The following is a 14575-nucleotide window of genomic DNA, read 5'->3' as shown; positions in this document are numbered from 1 at the left end:
AGTGATCCTTGCGTCGGGTGTCGGGGAGACCTTCCAGAACGCGGCCCTGTCGGGTCCGCTGCTGCTGGCGATGGGCGCGTGCCTGCTCGCCGGTCTCGTCTCCTTCGCATCGCCGTGCGTCGTGCCGCTCGTTCCCGGCTATCTGTCCTACCTCGCCGGAGTGGTGGGAGCCGAGGCCCCCGCCGTCACCGCCGAGCAGGCCGGTGCCCGCACCACGACCGTCCGCAGCGACGGCCGCCTCCGGGTGGCCGGTGCCGCCGGGCTGTTCGTCCTCGGATTCACCGTGGTGTTCGTCCTCGCGACGGCCTCGGTGTTCGGGGCGATCTCCGCGCTCGCCGTCAACCGCGAACTGCTCATGCGGATCGGTGGTGTCGTCACCATCGTGATGGGTCTGGTCTTCATCGGTCTCATCCCAGTCCTGCAGCGCGACACGCGTCCGGCGCCCCGGCGCATCTCGAACCTTGCGGGAGCCCCGCTGCTCGGCGCGGTGTTCGCGCTCGGGTGGACCCCGTGCCTCGGTCCCACCCTCGCCGGCGTCATCTCGCTCGCGGCGGGCACCGAGGGCACCACCGCGGCACGCGGGGTGACGCTGATCGTCGCCTACTGCCTCGGCCTCGGGTTGCCGTTCGTCGTGCTCGCGCTCGGTTCGGCGCGGGCGCTGCGCGGGGTGGGCTGGCTGCGCACCCACGCGCGGACCGTGCAAATCGTCGGTGGCCTGATGCTCATGGCCGTCGGCATCGCTCTCGTCACCGGTGCGTGGGACCTGTTCGTGTCCTGGGTCCGTGACTCGTTCATCTCGGAAGTGACTCTGCCCGTATGACCGCGACACACACCCCGACCCCCGCACCGCAGCCGTCGCCTCCGCCGCGACAGGCCGCGTTCGGACGTGCCACGGCCTTCGTGCGGAACACCTGGCGCGGCCTGACGTCGATGCGGACCGCGCTGGTCCTGCTGTTCCTGCTCGCGCTCGCCGCGATCCCGGGCGCACTCCTGCCGCAGCGCAGCCTCAACACCCAGAAGGTCGACGAGTACATCGCGGCCCGGCCGACGCTCGGACCGATCATGGACCGCTTCGAGCTGTTCGACGTCTTCGGAAGCTTCTGGTTCACCGCCGTCTACGTGCTGCTGTTCGTCTCGCTGGTCGGCTGCATCCTGCCGCGCTGCGTCGAGCACTTCCACGCCCTGCGCCCCCCGCCGGTCGCCGCGCCGCGCAACCTGCAGCGCCTGCCGCACCACACACAGACGATGGTGGCCGAGGCCCCCGCCGACGCCCTCGACCGGATCCAGAAAGAGCTGCGCGGTTGGAAGGTCGTGCGCCGCGAGGGCGGTGCCCGCGGGCGTGACGGCGAGGTGACCCTGTCCGCCGAGAAGGGTTATCTGCGCGAGGCCGGCAACCTGGTCTTCCACATCTCCCTCGTCGGGCTGCTCGTCGCCGTCGCCGCCGGCAAGCTCTTCGGTTACGAGGGGCAGCGCATCCTCGTCGCGAACGGTGAGGAGTTCTGCACCACCTCGCCCGCCTCCTTCGACTCGTTCCGCGCCGGCAGCACGCTCGACGGCACCGGTCTGAACCCCATGTGCGTGCGGGTGAACACCTTCGTCGCCGACTATCTCGACAACGGCCAGGCCGAGATGTTCACCTCCGACATCGAGTACCAGTACGGCGACGACCTCGTCACGAACACCTGGCGCGACGCGCAATTGAAGGTCAACCATCCGCTGCGGGTCGGCAGCGACCGCGTGTACCTACAGGGTCACGGTTACGCCCCGACCTTCACGGTCACCTGGCCGAACGGCGAGACCCGCACCGAAACGATGCAGTGGGCGCCCGACGACGCGACGACCTTCCTCAGCAGCGGCGCCATGCGCTTCGACCCGCCCGGTGGCATGTACCCCGACGCCGACGAGCGCCGGAAGAACCAGATCGCGATCGAGGGACTGTTCGCGCCGACGGCGTCCTTCCACGGCACGCTGCTCACATCGATCTTCCCCGCCCTGACGGACCCGGCTGTCGCCATCGACATCTACAAGGGCGACTCCGGTCTCGACACCGGCAACCCGCAGTCGCTGTTCTCGCTCAACAAGGAACTGATCAATCAGGGACGCCTCGTGAAGCAGGATCGTGTCAACCTGCGTCCGGGGGAGAGCGTGACGCTCGCCGACGGCACCGAGGTGCGATTCGACAAGGCCACCGACTTCGTCAACCTGCAGGTCTCCCACGACCCGGCTCAGCAGTGGGTGCTGGTCGCGGCGATCTTCATGATGGGCGGACTGCTCGTGTCGCTGCTGGTCAAACGACGCAGAGTGTGGGCACGCGCGTACCCGGACGGTACAGTGAGCGACGGCGAACGACGGACCGTAGTAGAGCTCGGCGGTCTCGCACGAACCGATCAGGCCGGATGGGGAGACGAGTTCGACCGGCTGGTCGAGCGCCTTCTCGGCGACGATGCACCCTCCGCCCCGGCGGCACAGGAGAAGAAGAACTGATGACAGAGAACGACACCCTCGCGCAGTACAGCGACTGGGCCTTCGAATCGGCGTTCGCGGTGCTCGTGCTGGCTCTGCTGCTGCTCATCGCCGAGTACGCGACCCACCGGGCCGACGTCGTGGCGGAGCGGGAACGCGAACTCGTGGCCGCCGGAAGGCAGCAGGCCCCCGCCGAGCGCGCGACCGGGCCGGGACGGATCGACCAGACGCCGAAGCGCACCGTGTCGCAGCGTCTCGGCAACATGGGACGCGCGCTCGTCGTCGTGGTCGCGGGCCTGCAGCTCGCCTCGATCGTCCTGCGCGGCCTGGCCACCGAGCGATTCCCGCTCGGCAACATGTACGAGTTCGTCGCGATGGCGTGCACCGCCGCCGTGATCTTCGGCCTGATCGTCCTGCGCAAGCCGGCCTACCGGACCATGTGGGTGTACCTGCTGGTCCCCGTCCTGATCCTCATGTTCCTCGCGGCGACCGTGCTCTACGCCGACGCCGCTCCCGTGGTTCCCGCGCTGCGCTCGTTCTGGCTGCCGATCCACGTGACGATCATCAGCGTCGGCAGCGGCATCTTCCTCGTCTCGGGTGTCGCGAGCCTGCTGTTCCTGCTGCGCATCCGCTTCCCCAAGGGTGAGGAGCGCAGCGGCGTGTTCGCGGCGCTCGCCGAGCGTCTGCCCGACGCCCAGACTCTCGACCGGCTCGCCTACCGCACCACGATTATCGGTTTCCCGCTGTTCGGTGCCGGCATCATCCTCGGTGCCATCTGGGCCGAGGCGGCCTGGGGACGATTCTGGGGCTGGGACCCGAAGGAGACGGTCTCGTTCATCACGTGGGTCGTCTACGCCGCCTACCTGCACGCACGTGCGACCTCCGGTTGGCGCAACACCCGCGCGGCCTGGATCAACGTCGCCGGTTTCATCGCGATGCTGTTCAACCTGTTCATCATCAACATGGTTGTGTCGGGCCTGCACTCGTACGCCGGGCTCAACTGAGGCTGCTATCGTCGCGCCGTCGTCCGTGACAGTCGACGGGGGGGAACGCGGTGAATGGGGCCGGTAACGGGTCGTCGGGGCTCGACGGACACGCATTGGACGCGACGGCGCTGGACTCGTCGCTACTTGTACGTCCGGTCGCCGCGCCGCCGCGGAAGGGCTGGCGGCGGGTCGTCTACCGGGCGACCGGTGGTCGCGTGCACGTGGGGGAGAGTTCCCGGCAGCAACGCAAGGAGGAAGCGGCCGAGCGGGTGCGTGCACCGCTGCACGGCTGCCATCGGATCGCCCTGCTGAGTCTCAAGGGCGGGGTGGGCAAGACGACCACCACGGTCACGCTCGGCTCGACCTTCGCGGAGCTGCGTGGCGATCGGATCGTCGCGGTCGATGCGAATCCGGACCGCGGGACGTTGAGTCAGAAGGTGGCCGAACAGACGCCGGCCACGGTGCGCACGCTGCTGCGCGATCAGTCGCTGCTCGAGACATATGCGGACGTGCGCGCCTACACCTCGCAGAACACGCATCGTCTCGAGGTGCTCGCCTCGGACACCGATCCGGCGGTCTCGGAGGCCTTCAGCGCCGACGACTACGAACGGACGTTGGGTCTTCTCGAGCGGTTCTACAGCATCGTGCTCACGGATTGCGGGACCGGGCTCATGCACTCCGCTATGACCGCGATCCTCGAGAACGCCGACACGCTGGTCGTCATCAGTTCCGGTTCGGTGGACGGCGCCCGCAGCGCGTCGGCCACGCTCGACTGGCTCGACGCGCACGGCTATCGCGAACTCGTCGAGCGGTCGGTGGCCGTCGTCAACGCGGTGCGGCCGAGGTCGGGCAAGGTCGACCTCGACCTCGTGGTGCGACACTTCGAACAGCGGTGCCGCGCGGTCCACGTCCTGCCCTTCGATCCCCACCTCGAAGAAGGGGCGGAGATCGACCTGGACCGGTTGCAGTCGGGTACGCGGCGCGCCCTGCTCGGACTCGCCGCGGATATCACCGACGGTTTCGCCGCGCGGTGACAGACCGCTCGGCGTAACGCGAACGGTCAGTCGCCCCGCTCCTGATCGGACTCGCCGGTGCCGTCGCCACTCCGGCGGCGGTGCACCTCGCGATCGACCTTCCACAGGAAGTCGGGATCGTCGTCCGGGCCCATCACGCGGGACGGCGGACGAGATGTGGGACCGTACGCCTTCCACAGCAGGACGGCGAGTGTCACCGCACCGATGAGTGCCAACAGATAGAGCACGTTGCACCTCCTGACCGTGGTGGTGCCGGACGAGGACGTGCCCTCGCCGTGCACCTCCGGGCCGCGGCGACCGCAGACCGGTTCGTCCACATTCTAGGTGGGAGGAACCCGGTCCGGCACGTGGGTTCCGCGGGTGGTCGGCCGGGATCCGGCAGGTGTACGCCGGAGGTGCGGATTCTGCTGTCTCGGATCAGCGTGTCGCTTCGGTCGTGAGGGAGCGGAGAAGCGCCAGGACCTCGGACTCACGGAAGCGGCGATGGCCACCGGGGGTCCGCAGCGAGCCCAATCGGCCGGCGTGGGCCCACCGGGTGACGGTCTTGGGATCCACATGGAACAGTGCCGCCACCTGGCCCGGGGTCAGCAGGGATTCCTTCGCGCCGTTGAAAGTGGGTGCGCTCATTGCGAATGTCCTCCCGGTTGTCGTGATCGTGTTGTTCGACGCGATCGAGTTGTTCGATCGGGATGTCCAAGCCCATGGTGGCACCGATACCCCTGGTTGCTCGAACGGTCTACGGTTGGTAAAGCGGAAGTAATAGACAAAACGGACGGATGTCCGACTTACGGAAATCGACGCGGAGCTCGTCGTCCGGGCGGCCGGTTAACCTGGAGTGGTGAACGACGAACGCCGGAACGAACCCTCGGATACCCCCTCCCAGCGCACTCCACACCCTCACGGTGAGGGCGCCACGGCCGCCGACGGTCAGGCGGGGGCCGGGTCTCTGATCCGGGACGTCGCGTTGTACTCGGTGGCCCGACTCGCCCTCGTGGTCGTGCTCACTCTGCTCATTCTCTACGTTCCTCGGGCATTCGGGGTGGAAATCCCCCTCCTCGTCGCGGCCCTGTTCGCCGTGCTCATCGCCCTGCCCGTCTCGCTCGTGCTCTTCGCGTCGCTTCGGCGCCGCGTCAACGTGGGCATCGCCGCGGTCGATGAGCGTCGGCGCACCGAACGCGCGGACCTCGAGAAGCGCATGCGCGGCGAGAACGGGCGGTGACGGCGACCGGTGCGGTCGTCGACCGCAGCGCACCCCGGGACTGGGTCGACAACGCGGTCCGGCTCATCGAGGCCGACGCCCAGCGCAGCGCCGACACCCACCTGCTCCGCTACCCCCTCCCCGCGGACTGGGGCATCGACCTGTACTTGAAGGACGAGTCGACGCACATCACGGGCAGCCTCAAGCACCGTCTCGCGCGCTCGTTGTTCCTCTACGCCCTGTGCAACGGCTGGATCCGTGAAGGGACCCCGATCATCGAGGCGTCGTCCGGGTCCACCGCGGTCAGTGAGGCGTACTTCGCGCGACTCCTCGGCCTCGACTTCGTCGCCGTCGTACCGCGCCGCACCTCACCGGCGAAGGTCGCGCTCATCGAGGCGCAGGGCGGCCGGTGCCACTACATCGACCGCCCGCCCGAGATCTACACCGAGGCTCAGCGGCTCGCCGACGAGCTCGGGGGCTGCTTCATGGACCAGTTCACGAACGCCGAGCGGGTCACCGACTGGCGGGGCAACAACAACATCGCCGAGAGCATCTACTCGCAGATGCGTCTCGAGCGTCATCCCGTGCCGGAGTGGATCGTCGTCGGCGCCGGAACCGGCGGCACGAGCGCGACCCTCGGCCGCTACATCCGCTATCGCCGTCACCGGACACGGCTGGCGGTCGTCGACCCGGAGAACTCGGCGTTCTTCGGCGGGTTCGAGACGGGATCGGCCGACTACACGACCGGCATGCCCTCGCGTATCGAGGGGATCGGACGTCCGCGCGTCGAGCCGTCCTTCGTGCCCGAGGTCGTCGACCGAATGGTGCGGGTGCCCGACGCGGCGTCCATCGCCGCCATGCGGCACGCGAGCACCGTGCTCGGACGTCGGGTGGGCGGCTCGACCGGCACGAACCTCTGGGGAGCCTTCGGCCTGATCGCCGAGATGCTCGCGGAGGGCCGTGAGGGCAGCGTCGTGACGTTGCTGTGCGATGGCGGCGAGCGCTACGCCGACACTTATTTCTCCGACGAGTGGGTCGCTGCCGAGGGGATGGACCTCGCAGGGCCGCTCGCGGTGCTGGAGAAGTTCGCGACCACCGGCGGCTGGTGCCGGTAGAGCCTTCACCACCTGCGCAGATTCCGTTTCTGTCAATCGTCGTTGACGTGCCCTCGGTGTCAACTTATATTGACAACATGAGTGAAGCCACCACCCTCGCCGCTGCCGCCGCGAGCTCCGATCCCGCAGTGGGCCTGCGCGCCGTGCGTGCCCTGCGCCGGCTGCTGGAACGGCTCGAGGAGGGCCAGGTCACGAATGCCCGTGAGCGAGGTTGGTCCTGGCAGGCCATCGCCGACGAGCTCGGTGTCAGCCGCCAGGCGGTCCATCAGAAGCACAATCGGAAGCGCAGGTGATCGACATGTTCGAACGATTCGCCGACGGTGCCAGATCCGCCGTTGTCGCAGCGCAACAGGAGGCGATCCGGGTGTGCGATCCCCGGATCGAGGCGTCGCACCTGCTCATCGGGGCCGCTGTCGCTGCGGACGAACCGCTGCGGGTCCTGCTCGCAGAGGAAGGTCTCACGGTCGACGGGCTCCGCTCCGACCGGGCCGCCCGCACCGCCGACGCCCCGCTCGGTGACGAGGACGCCGCGGCGCTCGAAGCGATCGGGATCGATCTCGACGAGGTCCGGAGCCGTCTCGAAGCGGCCTTCGGCAAGGGGGTGCTCGACGGGAAGAACGCCGATCGGCGGGGCGTCGCGAACCGGCTCGGTCACATCCCGTTCGACCGGGCGGCGAAGAAGTCGCTCGAACTCGCGCTGCGGGAGGCCATCGCACGCCGCGAACGGGTCATCCGTCCCGAACACATCCTGCTCGGACTGCTGCGCAGCGACGATCCGGCGACCGGCGCCCTCGTGGAAGCGCACGTGCCGCGCGCGCAGCTCCGTCAGCGCCTGAGCGGCCACCTCGACGCCGCTGCCTGAGGTCGTCGAGCCTTCGGGTGGTTACCGGGTCGGCTGCGCGGGGGCGACGGCGAGCGGACGCCCGGCGACGAGCGGGACGACCGTCGCCGCGACGAGCAGCAGCGTGCCGACCGCGATCGTCGCGAACGGCCACCACTGACGATCCGATGTCGCCGTGACCTCCGCAGCCTGCGTGTCCGTAGCGGCCGGCGCGGTGCGCGGCAGCGCTTCGGTGGCCGACCGGACGTTGTCGGCGATGCCACCGACGACGTCGGCCACCGGCCCCACACCGTCGACCAGCTGTCCGGTGCCGTCCGTCAGGGCTCGGCCACCGTCGTCGAGGAGAACGAGGCCATCGCGGAGCTGTCGCGAGCCGTCGGCGGCCTGCGCCATGCCCGCAACGAACTGCGCGTTCGGATCGGTGAGTTCGTAGGCGAGCTGCCGTGCGCCGTCGCGCAACTGCCCGAGCTGGGCGAGGGTGTCCGGTCCGAGGCCCTGCGTGTCGAGGGTCTCGACGAGCCCGCGCAGTCGGCCGGCCGCGCCCTGCGAGACCGGATCTGCAGACGCACCGAGCGTGTCGGCGACAGCTGCGAGTTGCGCGGTGACGTCGCCCTGCATCTCCCCGAAACCGGAGAGCCGGTCGACCACCTCGTCGACGCCACCGCTCACCTGGCGGGCACCGTCGCCGAGCATGTCGACACCGCCGTCGAGTTGTCCGAGACCGTCGGCGAGCTGCTCCCCGCCGTCACGGGCCTGCCGGAGACCGTCGGAGAGCTGGTGGGCACCGTCGTCGAGCTGGGTGCTGCCCTCCGTCAGCTGACCGACCCCGCCGTCGAGCACCGACAGCGGAAGTCCGGCCCGCTGCAGATTGCTCCGCGCCTCGTCGACGCCGTCCGCAGAGGGACTCGGCTCTTCCGAGACGGTCGCGACCGTCGTCTGGGGGCGGTCGAGCCAGGCGAAGACCGAACCCGTGCCCACGAGGAGCAGACCGGCTACAGCGAGAAGCAGGGGGAGAAGACGTGAACGCACGCCGGCCGACGCTACCGTCCGTCGCTGAGAGGCCCCTGAGGGGGAGGGGCGATCCCGGATGGGCCCGATTTGCCCGTTACGAGACCGAGTTCGGTGTGCCACAGTGGCACCATGATTTCTCTGATACTGCGGTTGATCATCAACGCGGTCGGTCTGTGGCTCGCGGTCGAGCTGGTCGACGGGATCGACTTCACCGATCCCGCAGGCACCTCCGACACGACCCGCAAGGTCATCTCGCTCGTCGTGCTGGCCGCCATTTTCACCGTCGTCAACGCACTCGTGAAGCCGCTGGTGAAGCTACTGTCGCTGCCGCTGGTGATCCTCACCCTCGGGCTCTTCCTGCTCGTCGTCAACGCGCTGATGCTCATGCTCACCGCGTGGCTGAGCGGGTTCACCGAGTACGGCCTCACGATCGACGGTTTCTGGGCGGCGCTGTGGGGCGGCGTGATCATCGCGATCGTCAACTTCGTCCTCGGCCTGGTCGTCCCGGACCGCGACTGATCCCGTCCGCCCGCGACCCGGTCCGCCGCGCCCGCGTCATGGTCAGCCGAAGGCCAGCGCGGGCGCGGTGGCTACCGCCCACACGAGCATCGCGACACCCGAATCGCTGAGCGCCGGGATCAGCGCGAGACCGAGGGCACCGGCCCGCACCGGTTTGTGCGCGCGGACCGCGAACGGTGCGGCGAGGAAGCCGGCGAGCGCCCACGGCGTCGCCGCGACCAGCACGAGCGACATCACGAACGGCACGACGACCAGCACCAGGTGGAGCGTGCGGGTCCTCGGGTCGCCCAGCTTGACCGCCAGGGTCCGCTTGCCGGTCTCCGCGTCGGTGGCGATGTCGCGGAGATTGTTCGTCACCAGGACGGCCGTCGAGATCGAGCCGACGGCGACCGCGCAGGCCAGACCCACCCAGTCGACGCGACCGGCCTGAACGAACTGGGTGCCGAGCACCGCGACCAGCCCGAAGAACACGAAGACGCCGATCTCACCGAAGCCGCTGTAGCCGTACGGGTTCTTTCCGCCGGTGTAGTACCAGGCCCCGGCGATGCAGACCGCGCCGACGAGCACGAGCCACCAGGCGGTCGTGACGGCGAGAGCGAGTCCCGCGACGGCCGCGATGCCGAAGCACACGAACGCCGCGCGCTTGACAGCGCCGGGGCTCGCCGCCCCCGACCCCACGAGCCGCATCGGGCCGACCCGCTCGTCGTCGGTGCCGCGGATGCCGTCGGAGTAGTCGTTGGCGAAGTTCACGCCGATGATCAGTCCGAGCGCGACGACCAGTGCCAGCAGCGCCTTCCACCACACGGCCTCACCGAGCCACGCCGCAGCGCCCGTGCCCGCCAGGACGGGTGCGATCGCGTTGGGGAGGGTGCGCGGACGAGCGCCTTCGAGCCATTGACCAGCCGTTGCCATGGATCGATCTTCGCACCCGGGCCTGCCTGCCGCGTCGTGCGCACCCCGTCAGGAGAAGCGCGAGACGAGGGCGCGGCGATCGACCTTGCCCGGTCCACGCAGCGGCAGCGTGTCGACGACCTGCAGCTCACGCGGCGCAGCAGTGGGATCGAGCGTGGCCTCGACGTGGTCGCGGAGTTCGGCGAGCGTCGGCGTCGCGCCGGGGACGGGCACGACGACCGCCGCGACGCGCTGACCGAGCCGGGCGTCGGGCAGACCCACCACCGCGACCTCCCGGACGGCCGGGTGCTCGACGAGCACGGCCTCGACCACCTGGGGGACCACGGTGAGCCCACCGGTCGAGATGGCCTCGTCGAGCCGTCCCAGGATGCGCAGGACCCCGTCGTCGAGCATGCCCGCGTCGTCGGTGCGGAACCAGCCGGGTTCGGCGAAGGCAGGATGGTCGGGCAGGTTCCGGTAGCCCGAGGCGAGCGTGGCGCCGCCGAGCCACACCCGCGAGTCCCCGTCGACGCGCACGTACACGCCGTCGAGCGGCACGCCGTCGTAGACGCAGCCGCCGCAGGTCTCGCTCATGCCGTAAGTGCGCACGACGGTGATGCCGGCCGCGCGGGCGCGGTCGAGGATTGGCACGGGAGTCGCGGCCCCACCGAGCAGGATCGCGTCGAGGCGGGCAAGCGCCGCGGTGGCGTCGGGATGGTCGAGGGCCTTGATCAGCTGCGTGGGAACCATCGAGCTGTACCGGCGGGGGCCCGGCACGGCGTCCACCGCCGCCGGCAGATCCGCAGGATCGAAACCGGCGGACACGTCGACGACGACGGGTTCGGTTCCGGAGAGCAGACTGCGCAGCAGCACCTGCATGCCCGCGATGTGATGGGCGGGCAGGGCCAGGAGCCACGAGCCCGTCCCGCCCAGCCGGGCGTGGGTGGCGTCGCTGCTCGCGCGCAGCGCCTGCGCGGACAACATGGCACCCTTCGGGGTCCCGGTCGTGCCGGAGGTCGCGACCACCAGTCCCACACCGTCCGCGACGGGTTCACCGGGGCTCAGTGCTGCGGTGAGTCGGAGCGTCTCCCGCTCGTCCCCCGCGGGGACGGGGAGCAGCGCCGGTCCGTCACCGTCGAGCATGCGCTGCAGGGTGGGCAGCACGGAGCGGACGGCGGACCCGGCAGGGACGGGCAGGAGCTCGAGTGTGGTCACAGATCGTATTGTGTCGTGTCCCATCCGCCTGCCTCGAGCTGGCGGCGGACCCGGTCCACATCGTCGGGCGACGGCATGTTGTTGGTGATCTTGCTGATCAGGACCGCGATGTCGATGCGGTTGATCGACAGGTCACCGTCCTCGACCAAGGTGTCGGCGACCTGGGCGACCTCCTCGTCGGACAGGCGCCGCGCGAGCAGTGCGAACAGGGGTACGTAGTCCTGTTCCGGTACCCCTTCGGGGTAACCGGCGCGGAGCCACTCGACGATGGAAGCGAGAAACGGCGGGAGAGCCACCCGTCACTCCGATCAGAAGATGTCGATGCCGAACGTTCCGGCGAGGAAATCGGACGCCAGCAAGAGGATTCCCGCCAGGATCGCGCAGGCGACCACGGCGAAGCACAGCACCGCGGCGGTCCGCGCCACGGGGTTCGGTATGCCGTCGCTGCCCCGACCGGCGTCGAGCGTGCGGACCCCCAGGGCGAACAGGGAGGGCAGGCCGGCGCCGAGCAGCAGGCCCACGAGAACGACCTGCCAGAGGGAATCGAGGGTGTGCGTCAACAGGTTCACAAGCGTCCTTCCCCGCTGACCGTTTCGGAGGCACCCGGCGCCGAGGCGAGCTTGTCGTCCCAGTCGGCGGTGACGTTGGAGGCGTCGACGGGCTGCCGGCGCGAGCGCAGCCACATGAACAGGGCCAGGGCGCACAGGATTGCGAACACGACGAGCACGCCGGACATGCCGCCGATGAGGTGGGCGAGCGCCCAGCAGATCGCTCCGACGACCGCGGCGCACGGCAGGGTGATGACCCACGCGACGACCATCCGTCGCGCCACCGACCAGCGCACCTCGGCGCCCTTGGTGCCCAGACCCGTTCCGAGGATCGACCCCGTGGCGACGTGCGTGGTCGACAGCGGCAGACCGAAATGGCTCGAGGTGAGGATGATGGCGGCCGACGACGACTCGGCGGCCAGGCCCTGCGGCGGGGCGATCTCGACGAGGCCCTTGCCCAGCGTGCGGATGATGCGCCAGCCACCGAGATAGGTGCCGAGTGCGATCGCGACGGCACAGGCGACCTTCACCCAGAACGGCATCTCGGTGTCGGCGGTGATGGTGCCGTGGGCGACGAGGGCCAGGAAGATCACGCCCATCGTCTTCTGCGCGTCGTTGGTGCCGTGCGCGAGGGACATCAGGGACGCCGTGCCGATCTGTCCCAGCCGGAAGCCGCGGTCGCGGTGCTCGGCGGAGACGGGGCGGGTCAGGCGGTGCATCGACCAGATGCCCACCGTGGACACCAGCCCCGCGATGACGGGCGCGAGCACGGCGGGGATCAGGACCTTGCCCAGCACTCCGTCCCACACCACGCCCTGGACACCGATCGACGCCAGTGCAGCGCCGACGAGACCGCCGAACAGGGCGTGCGACGAGCTGGACGGCAGGCCGAACAGCCAGGTCGAGATGTTCCAGAGGATCGCTCCGACCAGACCGGCGAAGACGATGAGCAACAGATCGGTACCGCCGACGGTGTCGAGGTCGACGACACCCTTCGCGACGGTCGCGGCGACTTCCACGGACAGGAAGGCTCCGACGAGGTTGAGGGTCGCGGACAAAGTGACCGCGGTTTTGGGTTTGAGGGCGCCGGTGGCGATGGATGTCGCCATGGCATTGCCGGTGTCGTGGAAGCCGTTGGTGAAATCGAATGCGAGGGCAGTGACGACCACCACCAGGAGCACGACGAACTCTGCGGTCACGTCTGTCGATTGTGGGGTAGCGGGCACGTGAATGTACAGCGACGAGGGTGTGAATTCTGCGTCTCGCCGTCACGCCCGACCGGTTCTTTCGGACTCCGACCATGAGCGGAGTGCAGAGCAGACCACGCGGCTTGTGTGCAAGATCACCGGTGCCGCGCGACTGCCTGCGGTCGTGCCCGGGTACCTCCGTTCGTCAGCGGAGGTCGCGCCGCAACGGATGGTCCTCGGGAATCTGCACCAGGACGATCGGACCCCCGTCGGGATCCGCGATCCACAGCTCGTGCAGTCCCCACGGCTCCTGCTTCGCACCCCGGACGATGCGCACACCCTTCAGTGCCAGCTCGGCCTCGGCGTCGTAGACGTCGCGCACCTGGAGCCACAGGGCGCCGTGGAACACCTCGTCGCTGTCGTCGGACCGGCCGTGGGCGGCGATCTCGATGAGCGACTGCCCCGCGAAGAAGACGGTTCCGCCGGGATACTCGCGGGCGATCGCCAGTCCCAGCGTCGAGCCGTAGAACTCGAGAGCGGCCTCCTGATCGCGCGGCCGGAGGATGGTGCGGCTGCTGAGGATCTCCACCGTCACTGCTCCTCGGCCGGGCGGGCCTCGTGATGGCGGCGGCCGTGTGTGCGCCGCGATTCCTTCATCTCAGCTTCGAACAGATGGCGCCGGCCCTGCACGAGTTCGTCACGCACCTCCTTCTCGAAGGTGCGGAAGTCCGACCAGTAGCCGTCGTCGAACTCCTCGACGAGCTGGAAGGTCCAGCGGCCCTCGGCGATGTTGCGTCCGATGATCTCGGTGCCGAGACGCTCGGCGATCTCGTCGTGCCCGGCCTCGCGGAACAACTCCTCGGCGTCGCCGGTGAGCAGATCGGCGCGGCCCATCAGCTGGTGGAAGGCATAGAGATGGCCCCGCGCCTGCTCGACGGTCTCGAGGGCCTCGGACAGTTTGCCGGTCGCTTTCACGGTGGCGTCGGAGACGCCTTCCGGGCGGGTGTGGGCGGTTCGCGGACTCTGGCGATCGGTCATGTCCCACAGTGTGCCCGAGAGCACACAGTTCGAACGTAACTGGACATATGTGTTTGACGAAGCTTCGGGTGGGACATTACTGACGGCAACGGTGCCCATGACAGCGCCGGCCTGCCACAGCGGGTCCGACGCAGCCGTAACCCGCGACTGCGCGGCACCGCCGACAACGAGTGAGGAGAACTGCCATGGCGACCGACTACGACGCTCCCCGCACCACCGACATCCTGGGCGGCGGTGGCACTGCCCTGGACGAGCTGGACATCAAGCCCACCGCGGCCGCCGACACCGACGAGGGCGAGATCCTCGAGACCCTCGACCTGCCCGGCGCCGACCTCTCGGCACTGTCGGCGGAGGAGCTCTCGGTCCAGGTCCTGCCGAAGCAGTCGGACGAGTTCACCTGCATGGGCTGCTTCCTCGTCCAGCACCACAGCCGTCGCGCGACGGGCGACGGCGAGCAGGCCTTCTGCCGCGACTGCGTCTGACCTTCCGTCCGACGACCCCTCCTTACGCGGCGAACCGGGCCTTGCAC

20 protein-coding genes are annotated in these 14575 nt (G+C 69.3%); 10 read left to right on the top strand and 10 right to left on the bottom strand.

Translation table 11 applies throughout. The features are described from left to right. Position 1 precedes the first annotated feature (1 nt). From IM25_RS01145 to IM25_RS01130, 4 genes are read left to right on the top strand one after another with little or no spacing between them, the layout of a single operon-like run. Positions 2-820, top strand: coding sequence for a cytochrome c biogenesis CcdA family protein (locus IM25_RS01145; protein WP_006552329.1), 819 nt, complete (start codon positions 2-4; stop codon positions 818-820). Continuing rightward, positions 817-2484 carry a cytochrome c biogenesis protein ResB gene (gene resB / locus IM25_RS01140; RefSeq protein WP_065995660.1) on the top strand — a complete coding sequence of 556 codons (1668 nt, stop codon included), beginning with the start codon at positions 817-819 and terminating at the stop codon, positions 2482-2484. Before IM25_RS01145 ends, resB begins: the two co-directional genes overlap by 4 nt. After that, positions 2484-3467, top strand: coding sequence for a c-type cytochrome biogenesis protein CcsB (gene ccsB, locus IM25_RS01135; RefSeq protein WP_019291209.1), 984 nt, complete (start codon positions 2484-2486; stop codon positions 3465-3467). Before resB ends, ccsB begins: the two co-directional genes overlap by 1 nt. A 50-nt stretch (positions 3468-3517) precedes the next feature. Beyond that, positions 3518-4483 (top strand): MinD/ParA family ATP-binding protein, encoded by a 966-nt coding sequence (locus IM25_RS01130; protein WP_033096112.1) that lies wholly within the window; start codon positions 3518-3520, stop codon positions 4481-4483. A 26-nt stretch (positions 4484-4509) separates the two neighbouring features. Here the strand turns inward: IM25_RS01130 and IM25_RS01125 are convergent, their stop codons facing one another. Beyond that, a complete protein-coding gene (locus IM25_RS01125; RefSeq protein WP_024101710.1) occupies positions 4510-4710 on the bottom strand; it encodes a hypothetical protein in 201 nt (66 codons plus the stop codon). 190 nt (positions 4711-4900) lie between these two features. After that, the gene (locus IM25_RS01120) at positions 4901-5110 is read right to left on the bottom strand and encodes a BldC family transcriptional regulator (protein ID WP_006552323.1); all 210 of its coding nucleotides are present in this window, start codon (positions 5108-5110) and stop codon (positions 4901-4903) included. Between the two features lie 208 nt (positions 5111-5318). Between IM25_RS01120 and IM25_RS01115 the strand changes: the two genes are divergently transcribed. The 4 genes from IM25_RS01115 (at position 5319) to IM25_RS01100 (ending at position 7658) form a co-directional block, all read left to right on the top strand. Beyond that, complete coding sequence (locus IM25_RS01115; protein ID WP_006552322.1) at positions 5319-5702, top strand: DUF4229 domain-containing protein; 384 nt, start codon at positions 5319-5321, stop codon at positions 5700-5702. Next, positions 5699-6796, top strand: coding sequence for a PLP-dependent cysteine synthase family protein (locus IM25_RS01110; RefSeq protein WP_006552321.1), 1098 nt, complete (start codon positions 5699-5701; stop codon positions 6794-6796). Before IM25_RS01115 ends, IM25_RS01110 begins: the two co-directional genes overlap by 4 nt. Before the next feature lie 77 nt (positions 6797-6873). Beyond that, positions 6874-7089 (top strand): helix-turn-helix domain-containing protein, encoded by a 216-nt coding sequence (locus IM25_RS01105; RefSeq protein ID WP_065995659.1) that lies wholly within the window; start codon positions 6874-6876, stop codon positions 7087-7089. 5 nt (positions 7090-7094) lie between these two features. After that, a complete protein-coding gene (locus IM25_RS01100) occupies positions 7095-7658 on the top strand; it encodes a Clp protease N-terminal domain-containing protein (RefSeq protein ID WP_033096353.1) in 564 nt (187 codons plus the stop codon). A 21-nt stretch (positions 7659-7679) separates the two neighbouring features. Here IM25_RS01100 and IM25_RS01095 read toward each other — a convergent pair whose 3' ends face one another. Continuing rightward, positions 7680-8666 carry a membrane protein gene (locus IM25_RS01095; RefSeq protein WP_033096111.1) on the bottom strand — a complete coding sequence of 329 codons (987 nt, stop codon included), beginning with the start codon at positions 8664-8666 and terminating at the stop codon, positions 7680-7682. 111 nt (positions 8667-8777) lie between these two features. On the opposite strand from IM25_RS01095, the gene IM25_RS01090 reads away from it, so the two are divergent. Further along, positions 8778-9167, top strand: coding sequence for a phage holin family protein (locus IM25_RS01090; protein WP_033096110.1), 390 nt, complete (start codon positions 8778-8780; stop codon positions 9165-9167). 42 nt (positions 9168-9209) lie between these two features. Here IM25_RS01090 and IM25_RS01085 read toward each other — a convergent pair whose 3' ends face one another. The 7 genes from IM25_RS01085 to IM25_RS01055 form a co-directional block, all read right to left on the bottom strand. After that, positions 9210-10079: a 1,4-dihydroxy-2-naphthoate polyprenyltransferase gene (locus IM25_RS01085; RefSeq protein WP_006552316.1), complete on the bottom strand. Its 870-nt coding sequence runs from the start codon at positions 10077-10079 to the stop codon at positions 9210-9212. Positions 10080-10127: 48 nt separating this feature from the next. Then, complete coding sequence (gene menE / locus IM25_RS01080) at positions 10128-11297, bottom strand: o-succinylbenzoate--CoA ligase (RefSeq protein WP_442971907.1); 1170 nt, start codon at positions 11295-11297, stop codon at positions 10128-10130. Continuing rightward, complete coding sequence (locus IM25_RS01075) at positions 11270-11569, bottom strand: DUF3349 domain-containing protein (RefSeq protein WP_006552314.1); 300 nt, start codon at positions 11567-11569, stop codon at positions 11270-11272. The genes menE and IM25_RS01075 overlap by 28 nt, the downstream gene beginning before the upstream one ends. 12 nt (positions 11570-11581) lie before the next feature. Continuing rightward, positions 11582-11842, bottom strand: coding sequence for a hypothetical protein (locus tag IM25_RS01070; protein WP_019291216.1), 261 nt, complete (start codon positions 11840-11842; stop codon positions 11582-11584). Then, positions 11839-13020 (bottom strand): inorganic phosphate transporter, encoded by a 1182-nt coding sequence (locus tag IM25_RS01065; protein ID WP_019291217.1) that lies wholly within the window; start codon positions 13018-13020, stop codon positions 11839-11841. Before IM25_RS01065 ends, IM25_RS01070 begins: the two co-directional genes overlap by 4 nt. A 193-nt stretch (positions 13021-13213) precedes the next feature. Then, positions 13214-13597 (bottom strand): VOC family protein, encoded by a 384-nt coding sequence (locus IM25_RS01060; protein ID WP_065995658.1) that lies wholly within the window; start codon positions 13595-13597, stop codon positions 13214-13216. Between the two features lie 2 nt (positions 13598-13599). After that, positions 13600-14046, bottom strand: coding sequence for a hypothetical protein (locus IM25_RS01055; RefSeq protein ID WP_033096352.1), 447 nt, complete (start codon positions 14044-14046; stop codon positions 13600-13602). A 185-nt stretch (positions 14047-14231) separates the two neighbouring features. On the opposite strand from IM25_RS01055, the gene IM25_RS01050 reads away from it, so the two are divergent. After that, entirely contained in the window at positions 14232-14528 is a 297-nt protein-coding gene (locus IM25_RS01050; protein WP_016694322.1) for a DUF4193 domain-containing protein, read from the top strand. Positions 14529-14575: the final 47 nt, after the last annotated feature.

This window comes from Rhodococcus sp. p52 (assembly GCF_000763325.2).
Lineage (GTDB): Bacteria > Actinomycetota > Actinomycetes > Mycobacteriales > Mycobacteriaceae > Rhodococcus > Rhodococcus pyridinivorans.
The sequence above is the reverse complement of the archived record's forward strand: the minus strand, read 5'-3'. Positions and strand labels throughout refer to the sequence as shown.

Coding starts and splice junctions, on each gene's coding strand:
- IM25_RS01090 (WP_033096110.1), top strand. CDS start 8,778: ATGATTTCTCTGATACTGCGGTTGATCATCAACGCGGTCGGTCTGTGG.
- IM25_RS01055 (WP_033096352.1), bottom strand. CDS start 14,046: ATGACCGATCGCCAGAGTCCGCGAACCGCCCACACCCGCCCGGAAGGC.
- IM25_RS01120 (WP_006552323.1), bottom strand. CDS start 5,110: ATGAGCGCACCCACTTTCAACGGCGCGAAGGAATCCCTGCTGACCCCG.
- IM25_RS01100 (WP_033096353.1), top strand. CDS start 7,095: ATGTTCGAACGATTCGCCGACGGTGCCAGATCCGCCGTTGTCGCAGCG.
- IM25_RS01085 (WP_006552316.1), bottom strand. CDS start 10,079: ATGGCAACGGCTGGTCAATGGCTCGAAGGCGCTCGTCCGCGCACCCTC.
- ccsB (WP_019291209.1), top strand. CDS start 2,484: ATGACAGAGAACGACACCCTCGCGCAGTACAGCGACTGGGCCTTCGAA.
- IM25_RS01105 (WP_065995659.1), top strand. CDS start 6,874: ATGAGTGAAGCCACCACCCTCGCCGCTGCCGCCGCGAGCTCCGATCCC.
- menE (WP_442971907.1), bottom strand. CDS start 11,297: ATGGGACACGACACAATACGATCTGTGACCACACTCGAGCTCCTGCCC.
- IM25_RS01050 (WP_016694322.1), top strand. CDS start 14,232: ATGGCGACCGACTACGACGCTCCCCGCACCACCGACATCCTGGGCGGC.
- resB (WP_065995660.1), top strand. CDS start 817: ATGACCGCGACACACACCCCGACCCCCGCACCGCAGCCGTCGCCTCCG.